The organism is candidate division KSB1 bacterium, assembly GCA_024655945.1.
GTDB lineage: Bacteria > Zhuqueibacterota > Zhuqueibacteria > JANLFK01 > Oleimicrobiaceae > Oleimicrobium.
Map to the genome: position 1 here is coordinate 196,106 of JANLFK010000001.1, position 21,878 is coordinate 217,983.

At 61.9% G+C, this 21,878-nt stretch carries 16 protein-coding genes and 1 pseudogene; 4 read left to right on the plus strand and 13 right to left on the minus strand.

Going from position 1 to position 21,878, the window contains the following annotated elements; translation table 11 throughout:
• Window positions 1-183 precede the first annotated feature (183 nt).
• The 4 genes and pseudogenes from NUW13_00900 (at window position 184) to NUW13_00915 (ending at window position 5,663) form a co-directional block, all read left to right on the plus strand.
• On the plus strand, window positions 184-3,309 hold the full coding sequence (locus tag NUW13_00900; GenBank protein ID MCR4437586.1) for a PAS domain S-box protein: 3,126 nt from the start codon (window positions 184-186) through the stop codon (window positions 3,307-3,309).
• Window positions 3,306-3,770, plus strand: coding sequence for an SsrA-binding protein SmpB (smpB, locus tag NUW13_00905; GenBank protein ID MCR4437587.1), 465 nt, complete (start codon window positions 3,306-3,308; stop codon window positions 3,768-3,770). Before NUW13_00900 ends, smpB begins: the two co-directional genes overlap by 4 nt.
• Before the next feature lie 12 nt (window positions 3,771-3,782).
• Window positions 3,783-5,075: a tyrosine--tRNA ligase gene (gene tyrS, locus NUW13_00910; protein ID MCR4437588.1), complete on the plus strand. Its 1,293-nt coding sequence runs from the start codon at window positions 3,783-3,785 to the stop codon at window positions 5,073-5,075.
• Between the two features lie 19 nt (window positions 5,076-5,094).
• Window positions 5,095-5,663: pseudogene (locus NUW13_00915) on the plus strand (macro domain-containing protein).
• Here the strand turns inward: NUW13_00915 and NUW13_00920 are convergent.
• The 13 genes from NUW13_00920 to NUW13_00980 form a co-directional block, all read right to left on the minus strand.
• Window positions 5,657-6,049, minus strand: a complete 393-nt coding sequence (locus NUW13_00920; protein MCR4437589.1) for a DUF1844 domain-containing protein — start codon at window positions 6,047-6,049, stop codon at window positions 5,657-5,659. The pseudogene NUW13_00915 and the gene NUW13_00920 sit on opposite strands and share 7 nt — an antisense overlap.
• Window positions 6,050-6,164: 115 nt before the next feature.
• The gene (gene recG / locus NUW13_00925) at window positions 6,165-8,273 is read right to left on the minus strand and encodes an ATP-dependent DNA helicase RecG (protein MCR4437590.1); all 2,109 of its coding nucleotides are present in this window, start codon (window positions 8,271-8,273) and stop codon (window positions 6,165-6,167) included.
• Between the two features lie 21 nt (window positions 8,274-8,294).
• On the minus strand, window positions 8,295-9,653 hold the full coding sequence (locus NUW13_00930) for a DUF4139 domain-containing protein (GenBank protein MCR4437591.1): 1,359 nt from the start codon (window positions 9,651-9,653) through the stop codon (window positions 8,295-8,297).
• A 41-nt stretch (window positions 9,654-9,694) separates the two neighbouring features.
• Entirely contained in the window at window positions 9,695-12,424 is a 2,730-nt protein-coding gene (locus tag NUW13_00935) for a valine--tRNA ligase (protein MCR4437592.1), read from the minus strand.
• A 36-nt stretch (window positions 12,425-12,460) separates the two neighbouring features.
• Window positions 12,461-12,991, minus strand: coding sequence for a cyclic nucleotide-binding domain-containing protein (locus NUW13_00940; protein MCR4437593.1), 531 nt, complete (start codon window positions 12,989-12,991; stop codon window positions 12,461-12,463).
• Between the two features lies 1 nt (window position 12,992).
• Window positions 12,993-14,108 (minus strand): ion channel, encoded by a 1,116-nt coding sequence (locus tag NUW13_00945; protein MCR4437594.1) that lies wholly within the window; start codon window positions 14,106-14,108, stop codon window positions 12,993-12,995.
• A 367-nt stretch (window positions 14,109-14,475) separates the two neighbouring features.
• The gene (locus NUW13_00950; GenBank protein ID MCR4437595.1) at window positions 14,476-16,677 is read right to left on the minus strand and encodes a hypothetical protein; all 2,202 of its coding nucleotides are present in this window, start codon (window positions 16,675-16,677) and stop codon (window positions 14,476-14,478) included.
• A gap of 50 nt (window positions 16,678-16,727) precedes the next feature.
• Entirely contained in the window at window positions 16,728-18,059 is a 1,332-nt protein-coding gene (locus tag NUW13_00955) for a glycosyltransferase family 4 protein (GenBank protein MCR4437596.1), read from the minus strand.
• The gene (locus tag NUW13_00960; protein ID MCR4437597.1) at window positions 18,052-18,996 is read right to left on the minus strand and encodes a D-glucuronyl C5-epimerase family protein; all 945 of its coding nucleotides are present in this window, start codon (window positions 18,994-18,996) and stop codon (window positions 18,052-18,054) included. The genes NUW13_00955 and NUW13_00960 overlap by 8 nt, the downstream gene beginning before the upstream one ends.
• Window positions 18,997-19,071: 75 nt before the next feature.
• On the minus strand, window positions 19,072-20,136 hold the full coding sequence (locus tag NUW13_00965) for a glucose-1-phosphate thymidylyltransferase (protein MCR4437598.1): 1,065 nt from the start codon (window positions 20,134-20,136) through the stop codon (window positions 19,072-19,074).
• 376 nt (window positions 20,137-20,512) lie between these two features.
• Window positions 20,513-21,085 (minus strand): ribonuclease HI family protein, encoded by a 573-nt coding sequence (locus NUW13_00970; protein MCR4437599.1) that lies wholly within the window; start codon window positions 21,083-21,085, stop codon window positions 20,513-20,515.
• Entirely contained in the window at window positions 21,082-21,270 is a 189-nt protein-coding gene (locus NUW13_00975; protein MCR4437600.1) for a hypothetical protein, read from the minus strand. The genes NUW13_00970 and NUW13_00975 overlap by 4 nt, the downstream gene beginning before the upstream one ends.
• Window positions 21,271-21,312: 42 nt before the next feature.
• A complete protein-coding gene (locus tag NUW13_00980) occupies window positions 21,313-21,849 on the minus strand; it encodes a YIP1 family protein (protein ID MCR4437601.1) in 537 nt (178 codons plus the stop codon).
• Between the last annotated feature and the right edge of the window lie 29 nt (window positions 21,850-21,878).

Consider the following 21,878-nt stretch of genomic DNA (forward strand, 5'->3'; position numbering starts at 1 on the left):
CGCCAAAAGTGATACTTTTAGCAGCGCGTTGTAAGCACAGAGCTGAACGCAACGTCGCTGTTGATGCCCCATCCAGTGAGCAACGGGTCGCTGCTCTGCGCCAGGGGGCCTCTGGCCGGCCAGCCGCAGAGGTGATTCGGCAGCCCTGCTTGCCGCGGCCGCTGACAAGTAGGAGGTTATGCCTTGACCGCACACCCAACGCACGACGATACAGCAGTTCCCGGGCAGCCCATCCCTTTTGCTCCTGAGCAGGCGAGAGACGGTATTTTTGCCTTGGACCTTCGCGGCCAACTCTGTTACGCGAACCCTCGATTCCTTGAGCAGGTGGGTCGCCAGGGGTCAGAACTCCATGGCTGTCATCTGAAAGAGTTGGTCTCGGCCCGCCACCAAGACAGCGTGCGGGTGATGCTGAAACAGCTGCTGCGCGGCGCCGGCCATCCCCCCATTGAGGTAGAGCTCTCCAGAGGCCCGGAAGAGAGCATACCTGTAGAGATACATGCCTGGTCAGTCCGCGAAGGGGGACGGATTGCCGGCGTGCAGGGTACCTACCGCGACCTTCGTCCGCGCCTGGGGGTGCACGAGGAATCCCTCGGCACTACTGAGCTCTACGGCAGGCTCTTCGAGCTGACGCCGGAGGCTATCATAATCACTGGAGCAAGCGGCAAAGTGGTGAAAACCAACCGGGCGGCGGCACGCATGTTTGGGTTCGAGACCCCGGAGGCGATGTTAGGGCACAAGGGAGTCTCGCTCTATGCCGATCCCAGCGAGCGGGAAACCATCATAGCACAGCTGCGCGAACATGGTTTCGCCATCCAGCCAGACGGCAGGTTCCGGCGCAAGGACGGCTCGCACGGGCATTGTTGTGTGCGCGTTCAGGCACTCTATGACCAGTCCGGCCAGGTGCTCGGTGCCGTCGGCTTTCTCACCGACGTGACCGCCGAGCGTGAAGCGGGGAAGGCCCTGCGCGAGTCAGAACACCAGTTCCGCACCCTCGCCGAAGCCTCGCCAAACATGATCTTCATGGTCGCTGACGGGAAGATCGTGTACGCAAACAAGGCGGCAGAGGAGGCCCTCGGCCCTTTCTCGCCCTCTTCGCCGCTCCGCGATATTGTGGCGCAAGAACACTGGGAGGGGCTAAGAGCATATCTTGAGGCAGCCCAACGCAGGAACCAACGTGACCGCCTGGAATGCACCCTGATCTCCCCTGCCGGGCAGCACTTGGACGCTCTTGTCCACCTATCTCCTGTGGAGCACAAGGGGGGCCGAGCAGTTTTGGTGGTAGCCACGGATATCAGCGGACAGAAGAGAACGGAGCGCATCCTTCGTGACGTCGAAGCAAAGTACCGCACCCTCGTGGAGCAGTCTGCCTTTGGTGTGGCTCTCCTTTCGCTGGAGCCATTGCAGCTGCTCTTGGCGAACGAGGCCCTCGCCCGCATTCTCGGCTGTGCTCGGGAGAAGCTCTTAGGCATGCGCGGCCAGGAACTCCTCGCCCGCGTGCATCCCAACGACCGCGCTCGGATTCAGGAGTTCTTGGGGAAGGCCTTTGCCGCCGAACTCCGCCGCCACAGTGTCGTCCGTGTCATCGACGTAGATGGCGGCGTCCACCACATCGAATGCGAGGTGAGGAGGGTGACTATCGGGGGGATTCCCCTCCTGCAGTTCACCGCAATCGATATTACCGAGAGGCTTCGGGCAGAGACGGCACTCCGCGAGAGCCAGGAGAGGTACCGCGCCGTAGTGGAGGACCAGACCGAACTCATTTGCCGGCGCTCGGCCGACGGCACCATCCTTTTCGTGAATGAGGCCTACTGCCGCTACTATGGGAAGCAAGCCGCCGAACTGGTCGGCACCAAGTTCATGCCTGCCATGCCTGATAACCAGTTCCGGGAGGCGCGGGACCACTTCCTGGCCCTGCGCCCCTCGCGTCCTACGCTCACCCATGAGCACATTGTGCTCAACGCTAAGGGCGAGCAGCGGTGGATGCAGTGGACCACAAGGGCCCTTTTTGGCCGTCGCGGGCGCCTGACTGGGATGCAGGCGGTGGGACGAGACGTGACCGAGCAGAAACGTGCCGAACAGATGGCCAAGGAAAGGACCGAAGACCTTGCCCTTGTGGCGCGCATGAACGGTGCGATAGCCGCCGGCGCGGGAATTCAGCGGGTGTTGCACATCTGCGCACAGGGCCTCATGCGGAGCTTCGGCTGCAAGATGACCACCGTCTTGTTGCGCAGCGAGGACGGGCGCTTTCTCCTCTGGGACAAGCGGATGCTCACCCGCACCCAGACCCGAAAGATTGAGGAGGCCATTAGACGCCCGCTTCCATCAGTCAGGATAGACTTGGAGTGTTCGCCGCACTTGCGCGCCGCGTTGCTGGCCGAGGCCCTCGAACTCGTGGCTGACGAGGAAGGGGCCGACGCGCTCTTGGCGGAGTTTGCCCGCGCGGTAGGCGTCAAGCGCAAGCGTTTTCCCGTGCTACGGCAACTGTTGGGGATGCCGCCGGCCATCAATGTCCCGTTACTCTGCGGTCAGGAGCATGTGGGCCTTGTCTCGATCTCGCGAGGTGCGGGGTTCACCGAAACCGAAGTGGCGCGCTTGAGAAACATCGCCGAGGCCTTAGTCTTGGCCGTCAAGCATCACAATCTGGAGGATTCGCTGCGACGCAATGAGGAGCGCCTTCGCCTCATGGCGGCGAACCTAAACGAGGGGCTGGCCATCATTGAAGACGACAAGGTCGTGTATGCCAATCCTCGCCTCCTGGAAATCTTTGCCTGTCCGGCAGAGAGCTTGGAGCCCGCGATGCTCTTGCAGTGTGCGGCTCCCGAGGAGCAGATGCGCGTGTGCACCATCGTCGAAGAAGCCCAGCGTCTTGGTCGACGAGAAGTGGAGCTGGAATACTGGATTGTGCTCAATGGCGGCAGCCGCAGGTTTGTCCGCAGCCGATACGTCCGCTGCATGGATCGCGGTAAGGTCAGAACCTACCTGATCGCCAGCGATCTGACCGAACACCGCTTAGCAGATGTCAAACGGGAGCGCCTTATCGGCCAGCTGCTGCAGACGCTCAGCGAGGTCAAGACGCTGACAGGCTTGCTGCCCATCTGTTCCTCATGCAAGAAGATTCGCGACGACAAAGGCTACTGGCACCGGGTGGAGAGCTATCTCAGCGCGCACACTTCCGCCCAGCTCAGCTGTGCGCTCTGCCCGGAGTGTGCGAGGAAAACACATGGGCAGAGTGCCCAAAAGAAAGCCGCACAGACCCGCGGCCGTGGAGGAAGGCACACTCCACCACCAACCAGTGCGAAGCAGAGATGAGCGAGAAGCTGATCACCACCAACCGCAAGGCAAGGCATGACTATGTCATCCTGGAGACCGTCGAGGCAGGCATCGCCTTGCAGGGCACTGAGGTGAAGTCGCTCAGAGCGGGACGCGCCAACCTGAAGGACAGCTATGCGGCCATCAAGGACGGGGAGGTGTGGCTCTTCCATGCCCACATCAGTCCCTACGACCATGGCAGCGTCTACAACCACGACCCGGTGCGACCACGCAAGTTGTTGCTTCACCGCCAGGAGATTCGGTGCCTGGCACGCAAGGTTCAGGAGCGCGGACTGACACTTGTGCCCTTGCGCATGTATTTCAAGAAAGGCAGAGCCAAAGTCGAGCTTGCGCTGGCGCGTGGCAAACACCAGTATGACCGCCGCCAGGACATCACCCGCCGGGACGCCGAACGGGATACGCAGCGAGAACTGAAGGAAAAGTACCGGATCAAGCTCTAACCAGAGGCAGGGATGAGAACGGAGCAGAACAACGCTTACGAGGTTCTGAAGCAACGAGGCTTTGTCTGCCAAGTGACCGACGAGGCAGCAGTGCGCGCCATGTTCGACGCCGGTCAAGTGACGTGCTACATAGGCTTTGACCCCACCGCCGACAGCCTGCACGTGGGCAGTCTGCTGCCCATCATGGCCCTGGTGCACGTGCAGCGGGCCGGTCATCGCCCCATTGCCGTGATCGGCGGCGGCACGGCCATGGTCGGCGACCCCAGCGGCAAGACTGAGATGCGGCAGATGCTAAGCAGGGAGCGCATCTACGCCAACGGCTTGGCGATACGGGCACAACTGGATCGCTATCTGCACTTTTCAGATGGTGACGCCATCGCGGTGGACAACTACGAGTGGCTGTCGCCCCTGAACCACATAGAGTTTCTGCGCGACATCGGCCGCCACTTCAGCGTGAACCGCATGTTGACTGCGGAGGCCTATCGCCAGCGCCTCGAGACTGGCCTCTCGTTCATCGAGTTCAACTACCAGGTTCTCCAGGCATATGACTTTCTCGTCCTGTTCCGGCGCTACGGCTGCGCCGTGCAGATGGGTGGAGACGATCAGTGGGGTAACATCCTTGCGGGAGTGGACCTCATTCGCCGCCTGGAATCGGCGCAGGTGGAGGGGGTGACCTTCCCACTGCTCACCACCGCCACCGGCGAGAAGATGGGCAAGACAGCTCGCGGGGCAGTGTGGTTGGATCCACGCAAGACGTCGCCGTACGAGTTCTACCAGTACTGGGTCAACGTCGACGATCGCGACGTGGCCAGCTTCTTAGCCTATTTCACCCTTTTGCCGCTCCATGAGATCGAACAAGTGCAAAGTCTTGCGGGGGCTGATCTCAACCTGTGCAAGGTCGTCTTGGCCTACGAGGCAACCAAGATAACTCACGGCGAGGAGGAGGCGCGCCGCGCCTTTGCTGCTGCCTCCAGCGCGTTCGGCGCGCGGGTCATTCCGCCTCAGCTCTTACCTTCGAGCACGGTTCCTCGAGGCGAAGGGGTCACTTCCGAAGAGGCTATCCCCACAACTGCCATCGCCCGCGAACGCCTGGACCAAGGCATTTGGATCGTCGAGCTGCTGACCGAGGTCGGCTTGGCGCGCACGCGCAGCGAGGCGCGTCGGCTCATCGAGCAGCGAGGCGCCTACCTCAATCAGCAGCCAATCGACTCCCTCGACCTGAGGATAGGTCACCAACACTTTGCCGAGGGCATGCTGATGCTACGGGCCGGCAAGAAACGCTATCATCGCCTGGTGCTCTCGTGAGTCCTCCAGGAGGGTGAAGATGGTCCGACGGTGGCACAAGACTGAGATCGAGCTCCTGCGCGGCGACATCACGGAGATGGCAACCGACGCCATTGTCAACGCTGCCAATGAGCATCTTGCTCATGGTGCAGGCGTAGCTGGGGCCATTGTGCGCAAAGGCGGGCGCATCATCCAGGAGGAGAGTAACGCCTGGGTGCGCACCCATGGCCGCGTGCCCACCGGCTCTGCTGCCATCACCAGCGGGGGGCGCTGAAGGCCCGCTACCTGATCCACGCGGTCGGGCCGGTCATGGGATCAGGCGAGGAGGAGCGAAAGCTGCGCGACGCCACCATCGCCAGCCTGCGCTTAGCTGATGCCCACGGCCTGACCAGCATCGCCTTTCCGGCCATCAGTACCGGTGTGTTCGGCTGCCCAATGGAGCTTTGCGCCCGAGCCATGCTGAGCGCCGTGCGCGATTATGCCGACGGCGCTACGGGCATACGACGCATCGTCTTCTGCCTGTGGGACGAAGAGGCCTTGGCAGTCTTTTCGGCCCAGCTCGAGACCCTCATACCACAGTCAGCCGGGGAGCCCCCGCTGCTTCATTGACCCTCGCTCTGCTGGCTTTCCGGTTCTCTCTCCGCTGTCGTCTCTGCGCCCGCTGAGGCAGACTCTTTCTTTTCGCCTTCCGTCTTGGCTTGTTGCTCCTGTGCTTTGCGGTCCTTTTCGGCCTCGTCCACGTAGTTGAGCTTCAGCTCGCTGATCATGCGGTCCAGAAACCGCGCTTCGTTGTCCGTAAGATTGCCCTTCGTCTTTGCCTTCAGCATATCCAGCATGTCTATGCTCATTTGGGCCTGCAACAAGTCCCGCTCGATCTTGTCGGTGAGCGGATTCTTGAGCTTGCCCATGTACTGCATTGCTGAGGTATGAAACATCATCACCAGATTGAAGAAGAGTGCCTCGAACATCTGCTCACGAGTGAACTGCTCTGCCATGCCATCCCTCCTCTTGCAACCTCCAGACGGTCACCCTGCTCGGCCCCCCCATGCTGCATGCACTGCAAACCGAGTATTCAGACGCTCCATCCCCCACTTCAGGTTCCCGTTTCCCTCAGCCAATGTCGGCCAGGCCGTACTTGCCGCGATAGTGCCTGAGAAAGCAGGATCGCACACCCTGGTCCTCGCTATGCAGCAGTTGTGGGTCGCGTGCAGCCAGCGCGAAAGCCTCGTCCCGCGCCTTGAGCAGAATCTCCACGTCGTCGACCAGGTTGGCAATCTTCATCTCTGGCAGGCCATGCTGCTTGGTGCCGAAGAACTCCCCTGGCCCGCGAAGCTTGAGGTCGATCTCCGCGATGCGGAAGCCGTCGGTCACCTTGGCGAGAGTCTCCAGCCGCGTGCGCGCCTCCTCGGAAAGAGGCGGATAGGCCAGGAGAATGCAATAGGACTGCTCCGCTCCTCGGCCGACCCGCCCCCGCAGTTGGTGAAGCTGCGGCAGCCCAAAGCGCTCGGCATGCTCGATGACCATGACGGTGGCATTCGGAACGTCGACGCCCACTTCGATGACCGTCGTGCAGACCAGAACGCGCAGCTCCCCCCGCTTGAACGCCATCATGGTGCGGTCCTTGTCCTCCTGCCGCATGCGGCCGTGGAGCAAGCCTATGGGTATGTCCGAAAAGAGGCCGGCGGCCAGTTGCTCAAAGCTCTCGGTAGCAGCCTTCAGGTCGACCTTCTCCGACTCTTCCACTAAGGGGAAAACCACATACGCCTGCGCGCCTGCCAGGACCTTGTCACGGAGCCACTGATAGACCTCGGGGCGCTTGTCGCTGGTTCGCCAGTAGGTCTTGACCAGCTTGCGGTCCTTGGGCAGCTCATCCAGCACGCTCACATCCAAATCGCCGTAGACGGTGAGCGACAGGGTGCGCGGGATGGGGGTGGCAGTCATCACCAGCACATCTGGGCTCTGCCCCTTGTGCCGCAAGGTGGCGCGTTGCATCACCCCGAAGCGATGCTGCTCGTCGATAACCACAAAACCCACATTGGCGAACTGCACCCCTTCCTGGATGAGCGCATGGGTGCCGACGGTGATATCCACCTTCCCCTGGGCGACGTCCTCCAATAGCTGCTGGCGGAAAGCTTTGCTTTGCCCGCCAATGAGGAGTTCGACCCGTACCCCAAGGTCGCGGAGAAAGTCGCGAATGGTGAGATAGTGCTGCTCTGCCAGGATTTCGGTGGGAGCCATGAGGGCAGCTTGATAGCCGTTCTCCACAGCGATGAGCATGCTGGTCAGGGCAACGACAGTCTTGCCGGAGCCCACATCCCCCTGCAGCAGGCGGTTCATGGGCTGTGGCCGGCGCATGTCCTCGCGAATCTCGCGCAGCACGCGCTTCTGAGCCTCCGTAAGCTGAAACGGCAAGCGCTCGACCAACTGGCGGGTCTTTTCGCCCACTCGAGGGAATGCAATACCCGGGCCGCCCGAACCAAGGCGCCTCTTGCGGTAGGCAATCATCAGTTCAAGGAAGAAAAGCTCGTCAAACTTGAGGCGGCGTTGGGCGAGAGCCAGGGCAGCGCGATCACGGGGAAAGTGGATGTTCTCCAGAGCCTCGCGGAGCGGCATGAGCCCCTGTCGCCCGAGGATCTCCGCCGGCAGGGTTTCCTCCACCGAGGCCAGGTAGCTGTCCAGAGCGTTGCGCAGGATGCGGCGGAAGCCGCGGCTGTCGAGGCCTCTGCGGGCCAATGCCTCAGACGAAGGGTAGAGCGGAATGACGGCCCCCGTGTGTAGAGCCGGGGCGGAACCCTCCTCGGAGAGGTGGTCGTACTCGGGATGCACCATCTGCAGGCCACCGTAGCTGGTCACCTTTCCCGAAAAGGCCACCACCTCGCCCGGGCTGAAGAGCTTAGCGAGGTACTCGGCGCGATTGAACCAGACGACCTGCAGGAAACCAGTGGCATCCGCGATCAGCGCCACTGCGCGGGGCCGACGCCCGCGGATCATCTGCACGGATTCAACCTTGCCCACCACGGTGGCGGTCATCCCGGGCCGGAGACCGGCAATTGGGCTGATGGTGCTCCGATCGAGGTAGCGACGTGGGAAGTAGTAGAGCAAGTCCTCTACGGTGTGGACATTGACAGAGCACAAGGCGGACGCGCGCGCCTCCCCCACGCCGCGCACACATTGCACCGACTTGTCCAGTTGAAGAACCTGCCTGTCAGGTGCAGGCATGGCCGTAGCCGAAGGGCGCTCCTACCAACGGGTACGAATCGTGTACGTGAGTGTCCCCTCTGACCCAGCTTTCACTGAGACGTCAAACTCTATGGTGTACGCATCTTTCTTGCGATGCGGATGCGAACTCTCGCGAATTTCCCAGTCGCCCCAGACATGTTCCACCACCGTCACCGTGACCGCCTCTTTCTTGTGATTGCGAATGACCACCTGCCAGGAATCCTCTCGGCTCTTCTCCCCCAGCTTGCGCGAGCTCGTTTGTGTGCGTTCGGCGACGATATCGAAGGCATTCCCCAGGAACACGCGCACGCGCTCGTCCTTCGGCGTGTGGTCGACCCAGTCCTCGCCGATGAACTCCAAGGCCTGGTCACCAGCCTCCTTGTACACGCGGATTTTGCCTTTGGGCAAAGGCAGACCGAGCCCTTGCTCCGCGCTGTTAACAAACTCCAGATTGACGCGTACCTTCTTGTCCGCCGAGGGATCGTACAGGTAGAGCCGCTTGCACCCGGTGGCTGCCGGTGGAAACAGGGAGAGTTGTTTGGTCTCCAAATCACGAATGGTCGTGGGCCGCGACAGGGTGTAGAGGTGGTACTCGAAGAGCTCTTCTTCCTGGAACTGTGGCTCGGGGGCATAGGCTACCATTGCCTCTTGCTTGGCCATGGTACGGTAGCGCACGCGCTCCTCGGCGCGATGCACGTCGCCCGCGACCAGTTTCAGTCGCGCGTTCTCGTATGTGGCGCCGCTGGTGTTTTCGATGGAGACCCAACCGGCAAGCTCGAGCACGGTGTCGTTCTGTTTGCTCACGCCCACGTATTCGGCGTGCCAGCGCACGCCACCGGTCAGGTAGCTCAGCTCCACCTTGTGCGGGCCGGGCTTCTTGTTGTCCAGCAGCCAGACGAGCGTCGGGCGGAGGATCAGGCCGGCGGGCAATGCCGGAAAACTCATCGTCTCGATAGCGGAGCTGGAGATGGCATCCACCGAGCCATCCGCGCGCTGCAGGATGGCATCGTCAGAGGCGCTCAACAGGCGACCTTTGAACGAACGGCCGTCCTTGGTGGCCACCGCGATCTGTTCACCGACGTACTTCTGCAGGAGCCGCGGCGTGCCCACTAAGTCATACTGGAAGTTCTGCTCAAGAATCTTCACTGCATCCGGCGCGGTCAGGGACTTGAAATGCACCGAAGTGGGATCAGCGCGTGCCGCCACATCCACGAAGCGGACCTCCTGGTTGCCCTTGTCCAGCTCCAAGGAGCGCACCTCCCGGACCAACGCGAGGTCGTTGTTGTAGACCGTGACCGCCGTGGAGATCTTCTGCTGGGCGAGCCCAGCCGACAACCCCACGCAGGCGGTCATTGCTGCCAACAGGTATGCGGGCTTCATCGCCTCGTCCTCCCGCTTCCACAAGCACATGCACGACTGTGTTAGCCAAGGCTACGCAGACACTCCTGCAGCCTGCTCAGACGTGCCTCAAAATCGCTCTTCTTCTGCCGTTCGCGTCCCACCACCTCTTGGCCGGCGCGCGCCAGGAAGTCGCGATTGCTCAACCTGGCGTTGAGGGTCTGGAGCTGTCCTTCGACGCGTTCGATTTCCTTGCTCAATCTCGCTCTCTCCAGCTCCAGGTCAATGACCCCTTCCAGAGGCACGAAGAGGGACATATTCGCCACCACGGCACCTGCTGCGGCGCACGGCCTGACGCTGTCGAATGACAGCTCCGCTACCCGCGCCAACCGGTCAAGATAGTGCAAGCTCTGCTGCAACAGGGCCCGCTGATGTGGCTCGGCTCCGTGCACGATAAGCTTGACCTGCGCCTGCGGGGGCACGCACATCTCCCCGCGGATGTTGCGCACGGCACTGATCACCTCCTGCACCAGGGCGATCTCCTCTTCCGCCTTGCCGTCCGATGGCATCTCCTCAGGCCTGGGGTACGCCTGCACCATGATGCTGGGCACCCCCTGGGCGCGGCGGCATTTTGCCGGCAGTGCCTGCCAAATCTCTTCAGTGATGAACGGCATAAAAGGATGCGCCAGGCGCAAAATGCGCTCGAGAACGGCCAGAGCCACCGAGAGCGTCACCTGTCGCCGCCTCGATTCGGCAGAGGGGTCCAGGTGTTCTTTGGCGAACTCCACGTACCAGTCGCAGTACTCCCCCCAAACAAACTTGTGCAACACGCGCGTGGCATCATTGAAGCGAAACTCATCCAGCGCGCTGCGCACGGCTTCCACTGCTGCGCGTAGCCGGCTCAGGATCCAGCGGTCCACCTGCAGAAGCTCTTCTGGCCGGAGTTCCTCAAGGAGCAAGGGCTCGTCCTCCGGGCGCACGTTCATCAGCACAAAGCGCGCGGCGTTCCACAGTTTGTTTGCGAACTTTTGCCCAAACTCCACCAGCGTATGGTCGAAGCGGATGCTTCCGCCGACCGGGGTCAGGTAGACCATGGAAATGCGCAGCGCGTCGGCACCGTAGGCAGGCACTCCTTTCCCATAGGAGGGATTCTTCCTGGCAAACTCCGCGATCTCTGTGCCGCTGGCGCCATCGATGAGCCAAAGCGGATCCGGGGAATTGCCGAGCGACTTGGACATCTTTCTGCCTTGGGGGTCGCGCACCACGCTGTGGAAATAGACATCGCGAAAGGGGATGTCCCCCATGAATTCCAGTGATGCCATGATCATCCTGGCGACCCAGAAGAAGATGATGTCCGGCGCCGTGACCAACGTGTCCCCGGGGAAAAAGACCTCAAGATCGCGCGTGCGTTCTGGCCAACCCAGGGTGCTGAATGGCCAGAGCCAGGAGGAAAACCATGTGTCCAGAACGTCCTCATCCTGTCGCAAGTTCCGGCTGCCACATTCTGGGCAGCTGCTCGGCTCGGAGCGGCTCACCACTACGTGCTGGTGTTCGCAGTACCACACAGGAATACGATGCCCCCACCAGATCTGCCTGCTGATGCACCAGTCCCGCACGTTTTCCATCCAGTGGAAGTAGGTCTCGGCGTGCTGCGCTGGATGGAAGCGGATCTTCCCTTCGCGCACCACGCGGATGGCCGGCTCCGCCAACGGCTTCATGCGCACGAACCACTGCGTGGACAAGGCCGGCTCCACCACGGTGTCGCACCGGTAGCAGTGGGGGATTGGCGTAATTTGCTCCTCGACGCCCCGCAGCAGTCCCTGTTTTTCGAGGTCGCTGAGCACACGCGCACGGGCCTCTGTTCGGTCAAGTCCCTTGTAGGGCCCGGCCTCCTCAGTCATCTTGCCGTCTTCATCGATCACCACCACTTGCGGAAGGTGGTGGCGCAGCCCCACCTGGAAGTCGTCAAAGTCGTGTGCCGGCGTGATTTTCACCGCACCGCTCCCCTTTTCAGGATCGGCGTGTTCGTCGGCGATGATGGGGATGCGCCGCCCCAGCAAGGGGAGAATCGCGTACCGTCCGACCAAGTGGCGGTAGCGCTCATCCGCCGGGTGGACTGCCACCGCCGTGTCGCCCAGCATCGTCTCCGGGCGGGTGGTAGCCACGACGATTTCGCCATCACTGTCGGCAAGGGGATAGGCGATGGACCAGAGCTTTCCAGGCACCTCTTTGCCTGGTGACTCTTCGTCGGACAGGGCTGTCTTGCAGCGCGGGCACCAGTTAATCAATGCGCGGTCCCGATAGACCAATCCCTTCTCGTACAGCCGAACAAAGACCTCGCGCACTGCAGCGCTCAACCCTTCATCCATGGTGAAGCGCTCGCGCTCCCAGTCGCAGGAAGCGCCAAGCCTCCGCAGCTGCTCCAGGATGATGCCGCCGTACTTTTCCTTCCACTCCCAGACACGGGCGAGGAACCGCTCGCGACCCAAATCGTAGCGTGTCAGCCCCTCCTTGGTGAGCATCTCCTCCACCTTGTTCTGGGTGGCAATGCCTGCATGGTCGGTGCCTGGCAGCCACAGGCATTCGAACCCCTCCATCCTTTTCCAGCGGATGAGAATATCCTGGATTGTATTGTTGATGACGTGTCCCAGCGTCAGCATCCCCGTCACGTTCGGAGGCGGGATCATGATCACATGGGGCTTCTTGCTCGAGTTCGGGTCGGCGTGAAACAGGCGGTACTGCTCCCAGAATCGGTACCACTTGGTCTCTGCTTTCTTCGGGTCGTAAACTTTGTCCATTGCCTGTTGCGTCATTCTGTCTCCGAATAGCTCTGTGAACCGGTCGTCGCCTTACTCCCGCAGCGCAAGACTGAAGGCAGTTGTGAGCTTGAGAATGTCCTTGTTCGCCTTGTCCAGGCGCGTGGCAAGAGTGGAGGCAATGTTGCGCATCAAGAGGAAGCCCAGGGACGGATCCTCGTGGCACAGGGCCATGCAGGGTTTGCGGCGCAGCAAGCCCAGCGTACATTGCCTCAGCGTGCGCACCGTAGCCGTGCGGCGGTGGCTATCGTCCAGCAGCGCCATCTCGCCGAAAAAGGGCGACTGGCCTGCGGCCATCCGGTCCAGCGCCTTGTCGCGGGTGTCAACGTTGCCGCGCGCTACCATGAGGGTCAAGGCCTTGGAAACCTCGACTTCGCCAGCCAAGAGAAGATAGAGAGTGTCGCCGCTTTCTCCTTCCTGGACGATCACCTCGCCAGGCGGGTATTTCCTGAGTTCGATGATCTCCCACACGCGCGCCAACTGCGCCGGGCTCATCCCCTCGAATATGGGAAAATCGGCGAGTCTTTCTGGTCCCACGGTGGCCTTGCGTCTGCTCCTGGGCACCTCAACCCTCCCCTGCCGGTGCGATGGTCACCGCAACGTCACGTTCTTGAATGATGTAGGAATCCGGGGGATTGAGATTGACCTCCACCCTTGGGCGCTTCCCTAAGCCCTTGGACGACTCTTCCAGCTTCCGCCAGATGAAATCATCGATGGCTGAGTAGTCACCGGACAGGACCTGCTCCAAGCTCAGTCCCTGTTCTTCGCTGACGAAGCCGAGGAGAAGCGCACCCTTGCTCTCGCGCAGGTGGCGAGCAAACTCGCCAGAGGTCTTGCCGACAAAGCCACCAGGCACTGGCTGGCGGGCAAGTCGCATGCCCCCACTTTCCCCGAGCAGGGCGTCGAGCAACTCAGGCACGCCGGGCATGGCCACATGCGCCGCCAAAAAGAAACTGCTGTGCGCGTCGCCGATCACAATGCGATCGGCATTGGCGCGGCGCAAGTGCGGCTCATTCTGCGCGTCCACAATGTAGGCCAGGACCTTCACCTCCGGCGCGATCGCCTTGATGGTCAGCGTGGCAAGCACCGTGCGCTCGTCCGGGGAGCCTGAGGTCCTCTCCAGGGTGTCCGGAACCAGCACGGCAGCAAAGGCGGCCTCGACGTTGGCGCGCCGGAGAATGGTCTCGTCGGCAAAGTCACCGCGCACGTACTTGATGTCAATATCCCGGTGCCGGAAAAGAAGCTTCTCTACCGCCTCCTCTTGCAGGTCGTCGATGAGCACGACCGCACGGCCATGCGCGATGAGGTCGTCGCGCAGGTGCCTGAGCAGCTCCTCCACGTGCCTCGACCAGCCGCAAATGAGCAGGTGGTTACGCGCCCGTATCTCTTGCAATCCTTTTGCCTCCCGCAACCTTCGTGTGACGAGTGTGGACGAAATGGCCGCCGTCAACAGGCTGATTACCGCCACCCCGGAGAACATTACCAGGACGCCCACCAGCCTACCCGCTGGCGTGATGGGGACGCGGTCACCATAGCCCACGGTCATCATCGTGACCACCGTCCACCACATGGCGTCTTGCAGGGTGCTCAGCCCACTGTTGTGCCGCTTCTCAGCCCACAGGGCCAATGAGCCGCCCACCAGCGCAATGGCGACCACCAACACCACCACCCGTGTGGTCACCCTCCGCCGCAGGCTATAGAGCAGGTAGTAGAAGCGACGCTTACCGACGATCTCTGGCCTCCTACCCTTTGCGAGCCAAGGTCAAATATAGCAAAACCGCGGCAACAATTCAACCGGATTAGCGCGCAAGCCCGTAGCCACCCGGTGACCTTTCGTGCCGGAGCCGGAGACCACAGCGAGCTCTCGGCTGTCACCTGCGAAGTCGTGGGTCTCTGTGGCCTGGCGAGCCGTTCGAGACCGCCTCCCCAAAGCAAACACGGAGGCAGACCCCCGCAATAATGCGCCCAGAGAAGGTTGGTAGTCCCACTGCCAAGGTCATCAGGAGACGAACCACCCTCTTGGAGTGGAGGACATGAGCGCTTGTGCCCTACCTGAGGAAGAATTTGTGCTCAGTCGTGCTTGCGTTGCCGCATCTGTCCCTCACTGTGGCAGTGACGCGGTGTGGTCCTCGCGTCAATGGCTGTCTGGGCACGTAGAAGCCGCACCGCCGCGGAGGATCGTATTCGGCAATGACGCGCCGTCCGTCCAGTAGGAGCTCAATGGCTTCTTCGCCGCCAATCCCTGAGAGCGCATCGTGGAACTCTACCCTCAAGGTAGGCCGGTCGGTGGCCAACGTTGCACCCTGCTCGGGCTGCAACGAGGTAATGACCGGCGGCACCGAGTCGCGCACCACTGCGAAGGTCCCAAGCCGTGTGATGGTGCACCTCACCTGCTTGCCTTGCCCCTCGCCCTGTCTTCCCACATAGGCCAACGCGCCTTTTGGGCTCACCGAGTATATGGCCAACTGCTCAGGGTGTGCCTCCGGCTGTGGCAAGGATATGCTCAGGCGAGCATTGCCCTTGAGCGGCACATCGTTCGGCTCAAAGCGGTAAGCGTTCCCCACGACCGGTGCACGCCTGGTGGGCGTCAGCGGGACCTCGGCCACCCGCGCATAGAGCGGCCGATACACTGCGCCCCCTTCGAAGCGCACCTCGCTCAGGCCATCGGCAGAGCGAACGACGCCCCCCCGCTCCGGTGTGATGGCAAAAAGCTGCAAAGAGGAAACACCCTCCACTGTGTCGCCCTTAGCGTCGGCAGCAATAGCCTCCACGATGAGAGGCTTCTTGAGCCGGACATCCAGCGGAAGGCCTGCCACGTAGGTTCCCGGGCCGACATTCCAGGAACTGAGCTCCAGGTATTCCTCGTTGCCGTGCCAGACCACCACCCGAGGGGGCTCAATAAGCCGGCGTGCGGCGCTGATGCGCAGCCGCACGTAGTCATCGTAAAAGTCATGGTCGATGAGGAGCTCTGGCACCCGGCTGCGCCGGGCAACATCGCGCAGCCTCAAGGACTGCGGCTCACTCTCCATTGAGTCGACCCGCACGGCAAAGGTCACAAAGGGCAAAGAGGTATCTCCCGGCTCCGGCCCCTCAAACTGCAGTTCGCCCAAGTCAGCCTCCGCCACCATTGCCTGTTTGCCTGCAGGGGAGGCCGCCAGAACCGGAATCGGGCCGCCCGGTGCAGCGACGAGCAGGGAGAACGACAGAGTAGCCACGTTTCCCGCATAGTCGCTCGCCTCGACGAGCACGCGATGCGAACCCACGTCAAGACAGAGGTCGGAGGGGTCATCGCCCACACCGGCAAGGAGGATGCCGGCAGAGCGAAATCGCGAGCGATAGAAGCGGAGCGAGTTGTTGGGGTCGCGGAACAGGCGCTGGAAATCCCCATAGCCGCGCGCCTCAAGGCGGAACTCGCGGTCCAGGAGCATCTGCCGGTTCTGCTCGTAGCAGAAGCGCTGGTATTCGCTACGGAAGGCCTCTCTTCCATCCACCAGCAGGCGCAGCGCGTAGACGGCAAATCGATTGTCAGCGCCATCGCCCTGATCGTAGCACGACACCGCAATGCCGACCCGACCCCACACCTGCACTTTCTCCTCGAGCACAAATCGATGGCCATTCACCGCCCTTACCGGGCTGACCAGCGGGGCAAGGTCGTTCTGCACGCGACTGGTGACGTCCATGGGGACAAAGGCAACACGACGAATGACCGGGGGCCTTGTATCTTGCACCTGGAAGCCAAGGAGCAGAGGGTTGACTGGGCAATTGTAGCGGTCACGCAACTCAAAATGGAGGTGCGGCGCCCTGGCTCCGCTCTGACCAGTGTAGGCAATCACCTGCCCCTGCTGGACCGGAAACTCAGAGGGTCGAAAATAGAGATCCACGCTGAACCGACCCCTCCTCTCCTGTTCAGCGTAGACCCGCTCCTCGATGCTGTCCATGAACCTCAGCAGATGGGCGTACACCGCAGTCTCTCCCGTATCCAGGCTGAGATAGAGCACTCGGCCATATCCGAACGGCGACACGTGCACTCGGGTCACATACCCGGGGCGCACGGCAAAGACCTTGTAGCCGACGGCTCCACCGGTCTTGATGTCTATCCCCGCGTGGAAACGTCCGGGCCGATGTTCGCAAAATGACGAAGAGAGCAGCCTGCTGGCGTCGGTAGGCCAGTGCAAGGCCTGGCCGCTGACGACGCTCCATACTGCCAAGTTTACCGAAAGCGCGAAAAGCGTCCTGGTGACTCGCCTCACCGCTGCGTACTACTCCTTGGTTATCCGCTTCATGCCGATTCCTTTTGCCGTCAGGCCAAGTGTGCCAAGCGCCCTGAAGCCTGAAGCCCTCGCTCGCTCACCTCGTCCAGAAGTCGGGCAAACTGAGCGGTGAGGGACCTGCGCTCGAATTGCTGCAGCCCGACCTTGTCTGCGCGGCGGGTGCGCTGCGGGGAGGTGAGCATCCCCAGGAGGGCCTGCTCAATAGACTCCACCGTGTTGTCGCTGAGCACCGATGCCGGGGCGTGGCGTCGCAAGAGGTCGGCCGTCTCACCTGGAGGCACAATGGCCAGGATCGGCTTGCCGGCACGCAGGTACTCAAAGACCTTGCCCGGCACCACATCCCGGGAAGTGGTGCCCGTGAGAAGCAACACGAGCACGTCGGCTTCCTGGAGAAAGCGCACGGCACTTTCGTGTTCCACGTAGCCGGTGGCGTGCACCAGCCCGTGAAGCCCCAGGCGCGCCACCAAACCCGATAGGTCCAGGCCGATACTCTCCCCGACAAACGTCAAGCGCAGGCGCCCGCGAAGGTCGGGCCGCTGGCCCACCAGGGACGCACAAGCCTTCAAGAGGTTAGAGGGGTCCGCCAGCCGGCTCAAGCTGCCGCAGTAGACGACATTGCGGCTTGAACTTCGTCGCATCTGTACCGGCCGGAAATCTTGTTCGTCGTAACCATTTGGGATCACGGCGACGGGGAGCCTCTCCCGACCGGACTTGTCGCGCAGGCTCACCGACAGCTGGCGCGACACGCAGACGACGGCGTCCGCGCAACGCAGAACGAGTCTCTCCAGGGCTCTGTTCAGGGCCGAGTGCAGGCGAGTTGGCGAGAGGTCAAGGTGGCCGCCGGTCCACTGGTCGCGGAAGTCCGCGACCCAGCGACAGCCAAGCCACCGGCGCAACACCAACCCCACAAGATGCGCAGAAACCGGTGGCGAGGTAGTCACCACCACAGAAATTCTCTCCTCTTTCACCAGCCTCATGGCGCGGCACGTGGCAAACGGCAGCCACAGCACCTTGGCATCCGGAATGAAGACCCACCTCGCCAGAGTCTCATAGACCCTCCACAACCGACCTAACCCGCGAGAGGGGCCTGTGTGGCCCGCTGCCTGACCACTCCCGCGCACCATCGCCAACAGGCGCTGCGGGTCCAGGGAGCCCGTGCGGTGCATGCGCCTCCCTTCCACCTCTCGCGCCAGCGCCTCATCCTTAGCAAAATAGGCGACGTCCTTCACCGTGACCACGACCGGTTCCCAACCAAATTCGGGCAGGTACTTCACGAATTTGGCGGCGCGCTGCACCCCTCCCATGCCCAACGGCGGGAAGTAGTAGGCGACGAAAAGGACCTTTCGCGACGCGTCAACCATGATACCTGCGCAACCGCGCTTTTTCCACCACCTTCGCTGCAGCCCAACGTGCGGCACTCACTGGACTTGCCAGGTAGCCTCGCCAGCGCGCCTCCCATTGGGCGAACACATCGTCGCCCGTGAGCCGGTAGAGCACGTGCATGAGCCGCATATGGATGCGCTGGTACGCACGGGAGGCCAATCGCCGGGTAGGGTGCAGGTCGTAGAGCGTCCACCAGCCCAGATCGTAACGCCAGAGGTTTTCCTTCAGCCCCTGGACTGCTCCGCTAAAGAGCTCGCCTGCACCCTGCTCCCCTGTCACCTTCCAGAAGTCGTACACGCCCAGCAGGGCAAAGATGTGGCCGTTCAACACATGAGGAGGCGGAACCGTAGGAAACTCCTCGAACACCGGCCTTCCGTCCGGAAATGACGAGAGCACTCCTCCTTTCTCTGTCGGCAGCAAAAACGCTCGTATCGCCTTCCGCGCCACCTGGAGATACTCCTCCTGCGCGTCCAGGAGCCAAAGGCGGAGAAGAAGGGAGATGGCCTCCCCCTGCGCCATGGCGGAGATCCACGGTGCCTTCGGCCCATAAAATGGGAGATCGAACCGGTAGATCCACGCACCCACTTGCCGACGGTGCTCCTCGCAATGCTCCACCAGCCAGCGTCCTGCTCCTCGTGCGCGTGCCAGCTCCTCGTCCTGACCAGACGACTCCCAGGCGGTGAGCCGCGCCAAGCCGTACTGAGCCACGGTAATGGCGTTGTACTGCCAGCCGATGGAGCGACCGTAGTAGACCTGGGGAATGCCGTTGACATCGAAACGGTACTCGTGAAAATCTTCTACGCCTGTGAAGTCAAAATGGTAAGAAATGGGTATCGGTCTTCCTTGCTCGCTCACTGGACTACCCTTGTGCGGCGGCTTTAGACACGATATGGCGACGGGGAGTCTACGTTTCACTCCCCGCCTTCGCTGATGAACTATGTCCTGCACGCGCACGCCAGGGCAGGGGCCACTGGCCGCTCAGGCGTGCGTTCAGGCCACTTCCACGCGACTCTGGTCACCGATCATGAAACGGTGCGTCTTCGGGATGCCGTTGGCGCGCACCACCTCGGCGTGATAGCCCAGCAGACTGCTCTCGATGCGAATGCCAACGTCCAGGATGCGGCAGTGCGACATCACGATACTGAACTCCACCTCGCTATTGCGGATGAAACAGTCGTCTTGGATGGAGGTGTACGGGCCGATGTAGCTGTTCTCGATGACGGTGCGCTTGCCTATGATGGCCGGACCACGAATGTGGCTGCCGATGATGCGCGCCCCCTCCTCGATGGTCACCGCCCCGGCCACGTACGAGGCGTCGTCTATCTCGCCTGCGATGTGCGGTTGCAGATGCTCCAGGACCAGTCGATTCGCCTCCAGGATATCCTGCGGCTTGCCGGTGTCCTTCCACCACCCCGTGATTTCGGAGTAGGTGACTTTGTACCCCTTTTCAAGCAAATACTGGTGGGCGTCGGATATCTCCAGCTCGCCTCTGGCGCTGGGCTGAATGCTGTTGACCGCCTCGAAGATGCAGCTGTCGTAAATGTAGATGCCTGCCACTGCGTATTGGCTCTTGGGAACCGTGGGCTTTTCTTCGATGCGCACGATCCTGCCGTCCTTAATCTCCGGAACGCCGAACCTCTCCGGGTCTTTCACCTTGGCGAGGGTGAGGTGGCAATTGGATTTCTGGCGCTGGAACTCCTCAATGAAGCGCTTTATCCCGCCGACCACCATGTTGTCGCCCAGGTAGAAAACGAACGGTTCGTCGCCGATAAAGTCCTGGGAGATCTTCACCACGTGCGCCAGTCCGAGAGGTGCCTCTTGGGGGATGTAGGTGACCTTGATCCCCCAGCGGGAGCCGTCTCCTACGGCTTCGCGCACCTCCAATCCTTCGGCGTTGGTCACGATGCCCACCTCCGTGATGCCAGCCTCCGCCACAAAGTCCAACGCATTGAACAGAATCGGCTTGTTGGCGATGGGCAACAGGTGCTTGTTCTGCGTATGCGTCAAGGGGCGCAGCCGGGTTCCTTTGCCCCCACTGGTGATGAGAGCTTTCATTCCGTTCTCCCTGTGCCAGAATTCTATCTGCTTTGACTCCCCCTGCCTAGGCGGCACGGTCCGCTCCCGGCTCGCCACTCACCCGCCGGGCCGCCTTGGCTGCCCTTGCATGGACCAGCTCCAGCGAGAGCTTGTCACCACTGCGACCACCTCTGCCGGAGCTCGCCTGCGAGGGCACAGAATGCGACAACGGGGATATCGATCCACATCGTCGCTACCCCTAAAGAGGCGGCGGGCTCAGTCCCAAGAATAGCCGCAACCACGCCTGCAGGGCACGCTGTCCGCCGGCATCGCGAAGAACGCCGGCAGCGAGGTTGCATCGACCACCACACGACGAGACCCTGGCCGGCACCCTGCATGGAGGCGCTCTTGGGGCCTACGACCCGCTTCTCTGACCCGCAAGCGCCGCATCGATGGCGTTGTTCGCCAGCACGTCCGCCTTCTTGTTCGCCTGGCGAGGCACCTCCTCGATGGCAAACCGGTCGAACTGCGCGACAAGCTCGGTGACGCGTTGGTAAAGGGGTACCAAGTTGCCATTCCTGACCCGGAAATCGCCGTTGAGCTGCCTGGCCATCAACGCGCTGTCGGTCCGCACTCGTACGGCACGCGCGCCAATCTCCAATGCCTTTTGCAGCGCCAGTTCCAGCGCCCGGTACTCGGCAACGTTGTTGGTACATTCGCCCAGGTAGGCGCTCACCTGGGCAACCACCTTACCACTGGTGTCTATCAGCGCCGCTCCCGCTCCTGCCGGTCCCGGGTTGCCACGTGCTGCTCCGTCCACATAGATGACCAGTTCCTCGGGGCTTGCCTGTCCGAGAAGGCCTTCGAGCTTGTCCAGCAGGGCGTGAATCCTTCCGCTGTCCACCCCCAGGCGCCGCGCCACCTCTTCCACCGGCAGGGCAGCCCGCAGCGCTGCAAAGAGCTCGCGGTCGGTCAGGCTACGACTCACTCTTCACCTTTGCGTACTTCGGGCTTTTGGCGCACAATCAACGCGGCAGCACACCGGATGACAATGAGGCAAAAGATCGCAATCAGGACAATGTCGCGCTTCTCGACAAGAAAGAGCACGTAGAGCAGGCCCAGGCTCGAGGAGACGAGGATGGGCAGAGCCTCCACCGTCTTTGCTGCAGCCATCAGGGGTTCCTCCGGCATTCGCGCCCAGCTGGCATCGCCGCTTCAGAACAGGGCCATCATGGTCCTGGGCACTGCGTATGCCACAACGAAGAGCACATAGAGCACCACCATGCCACTCACGGCGAAGGAGAGCACCTGTTCGTCTGGACAGCGCACGAGCATGGGGATGCCTACGTAGAGCAAGTAGAGCGAATACAGCGCCAGCAAGAAGGTGAGACCTGAGAGCCAAGGGATGACAAGGAAAACGCCACCCAGAAACGCAGGCGTCAACGAGAAGGCCACGAGTTTCAGAAAATCGATTCCCTCGCCTTGGACCTCGAATCGGCGAGCGATCGCCTCGATAATCCGCGCGCCCCCCCGGGCCAGAGCCAGGCAAAGGACGAAGTAGACGGCCGTGCTCAGGAAGTGAACCCACACCCTCCCTCTGCTGAAAAAGAAGCGAAGATAGAATGCCGCCGCCGGGACAATCGCCAGCAGGGCCACATACTGGCCGACAATCTGGCTGGTCGTTAGCTGCTCAGCCTTGATCTGTTCCCATGCGCTGCGTGGTGCGAGAAGGACATCTCTTGCTCTGCTCATGACCCACTGCATGGCACGCTCCTAAGCTC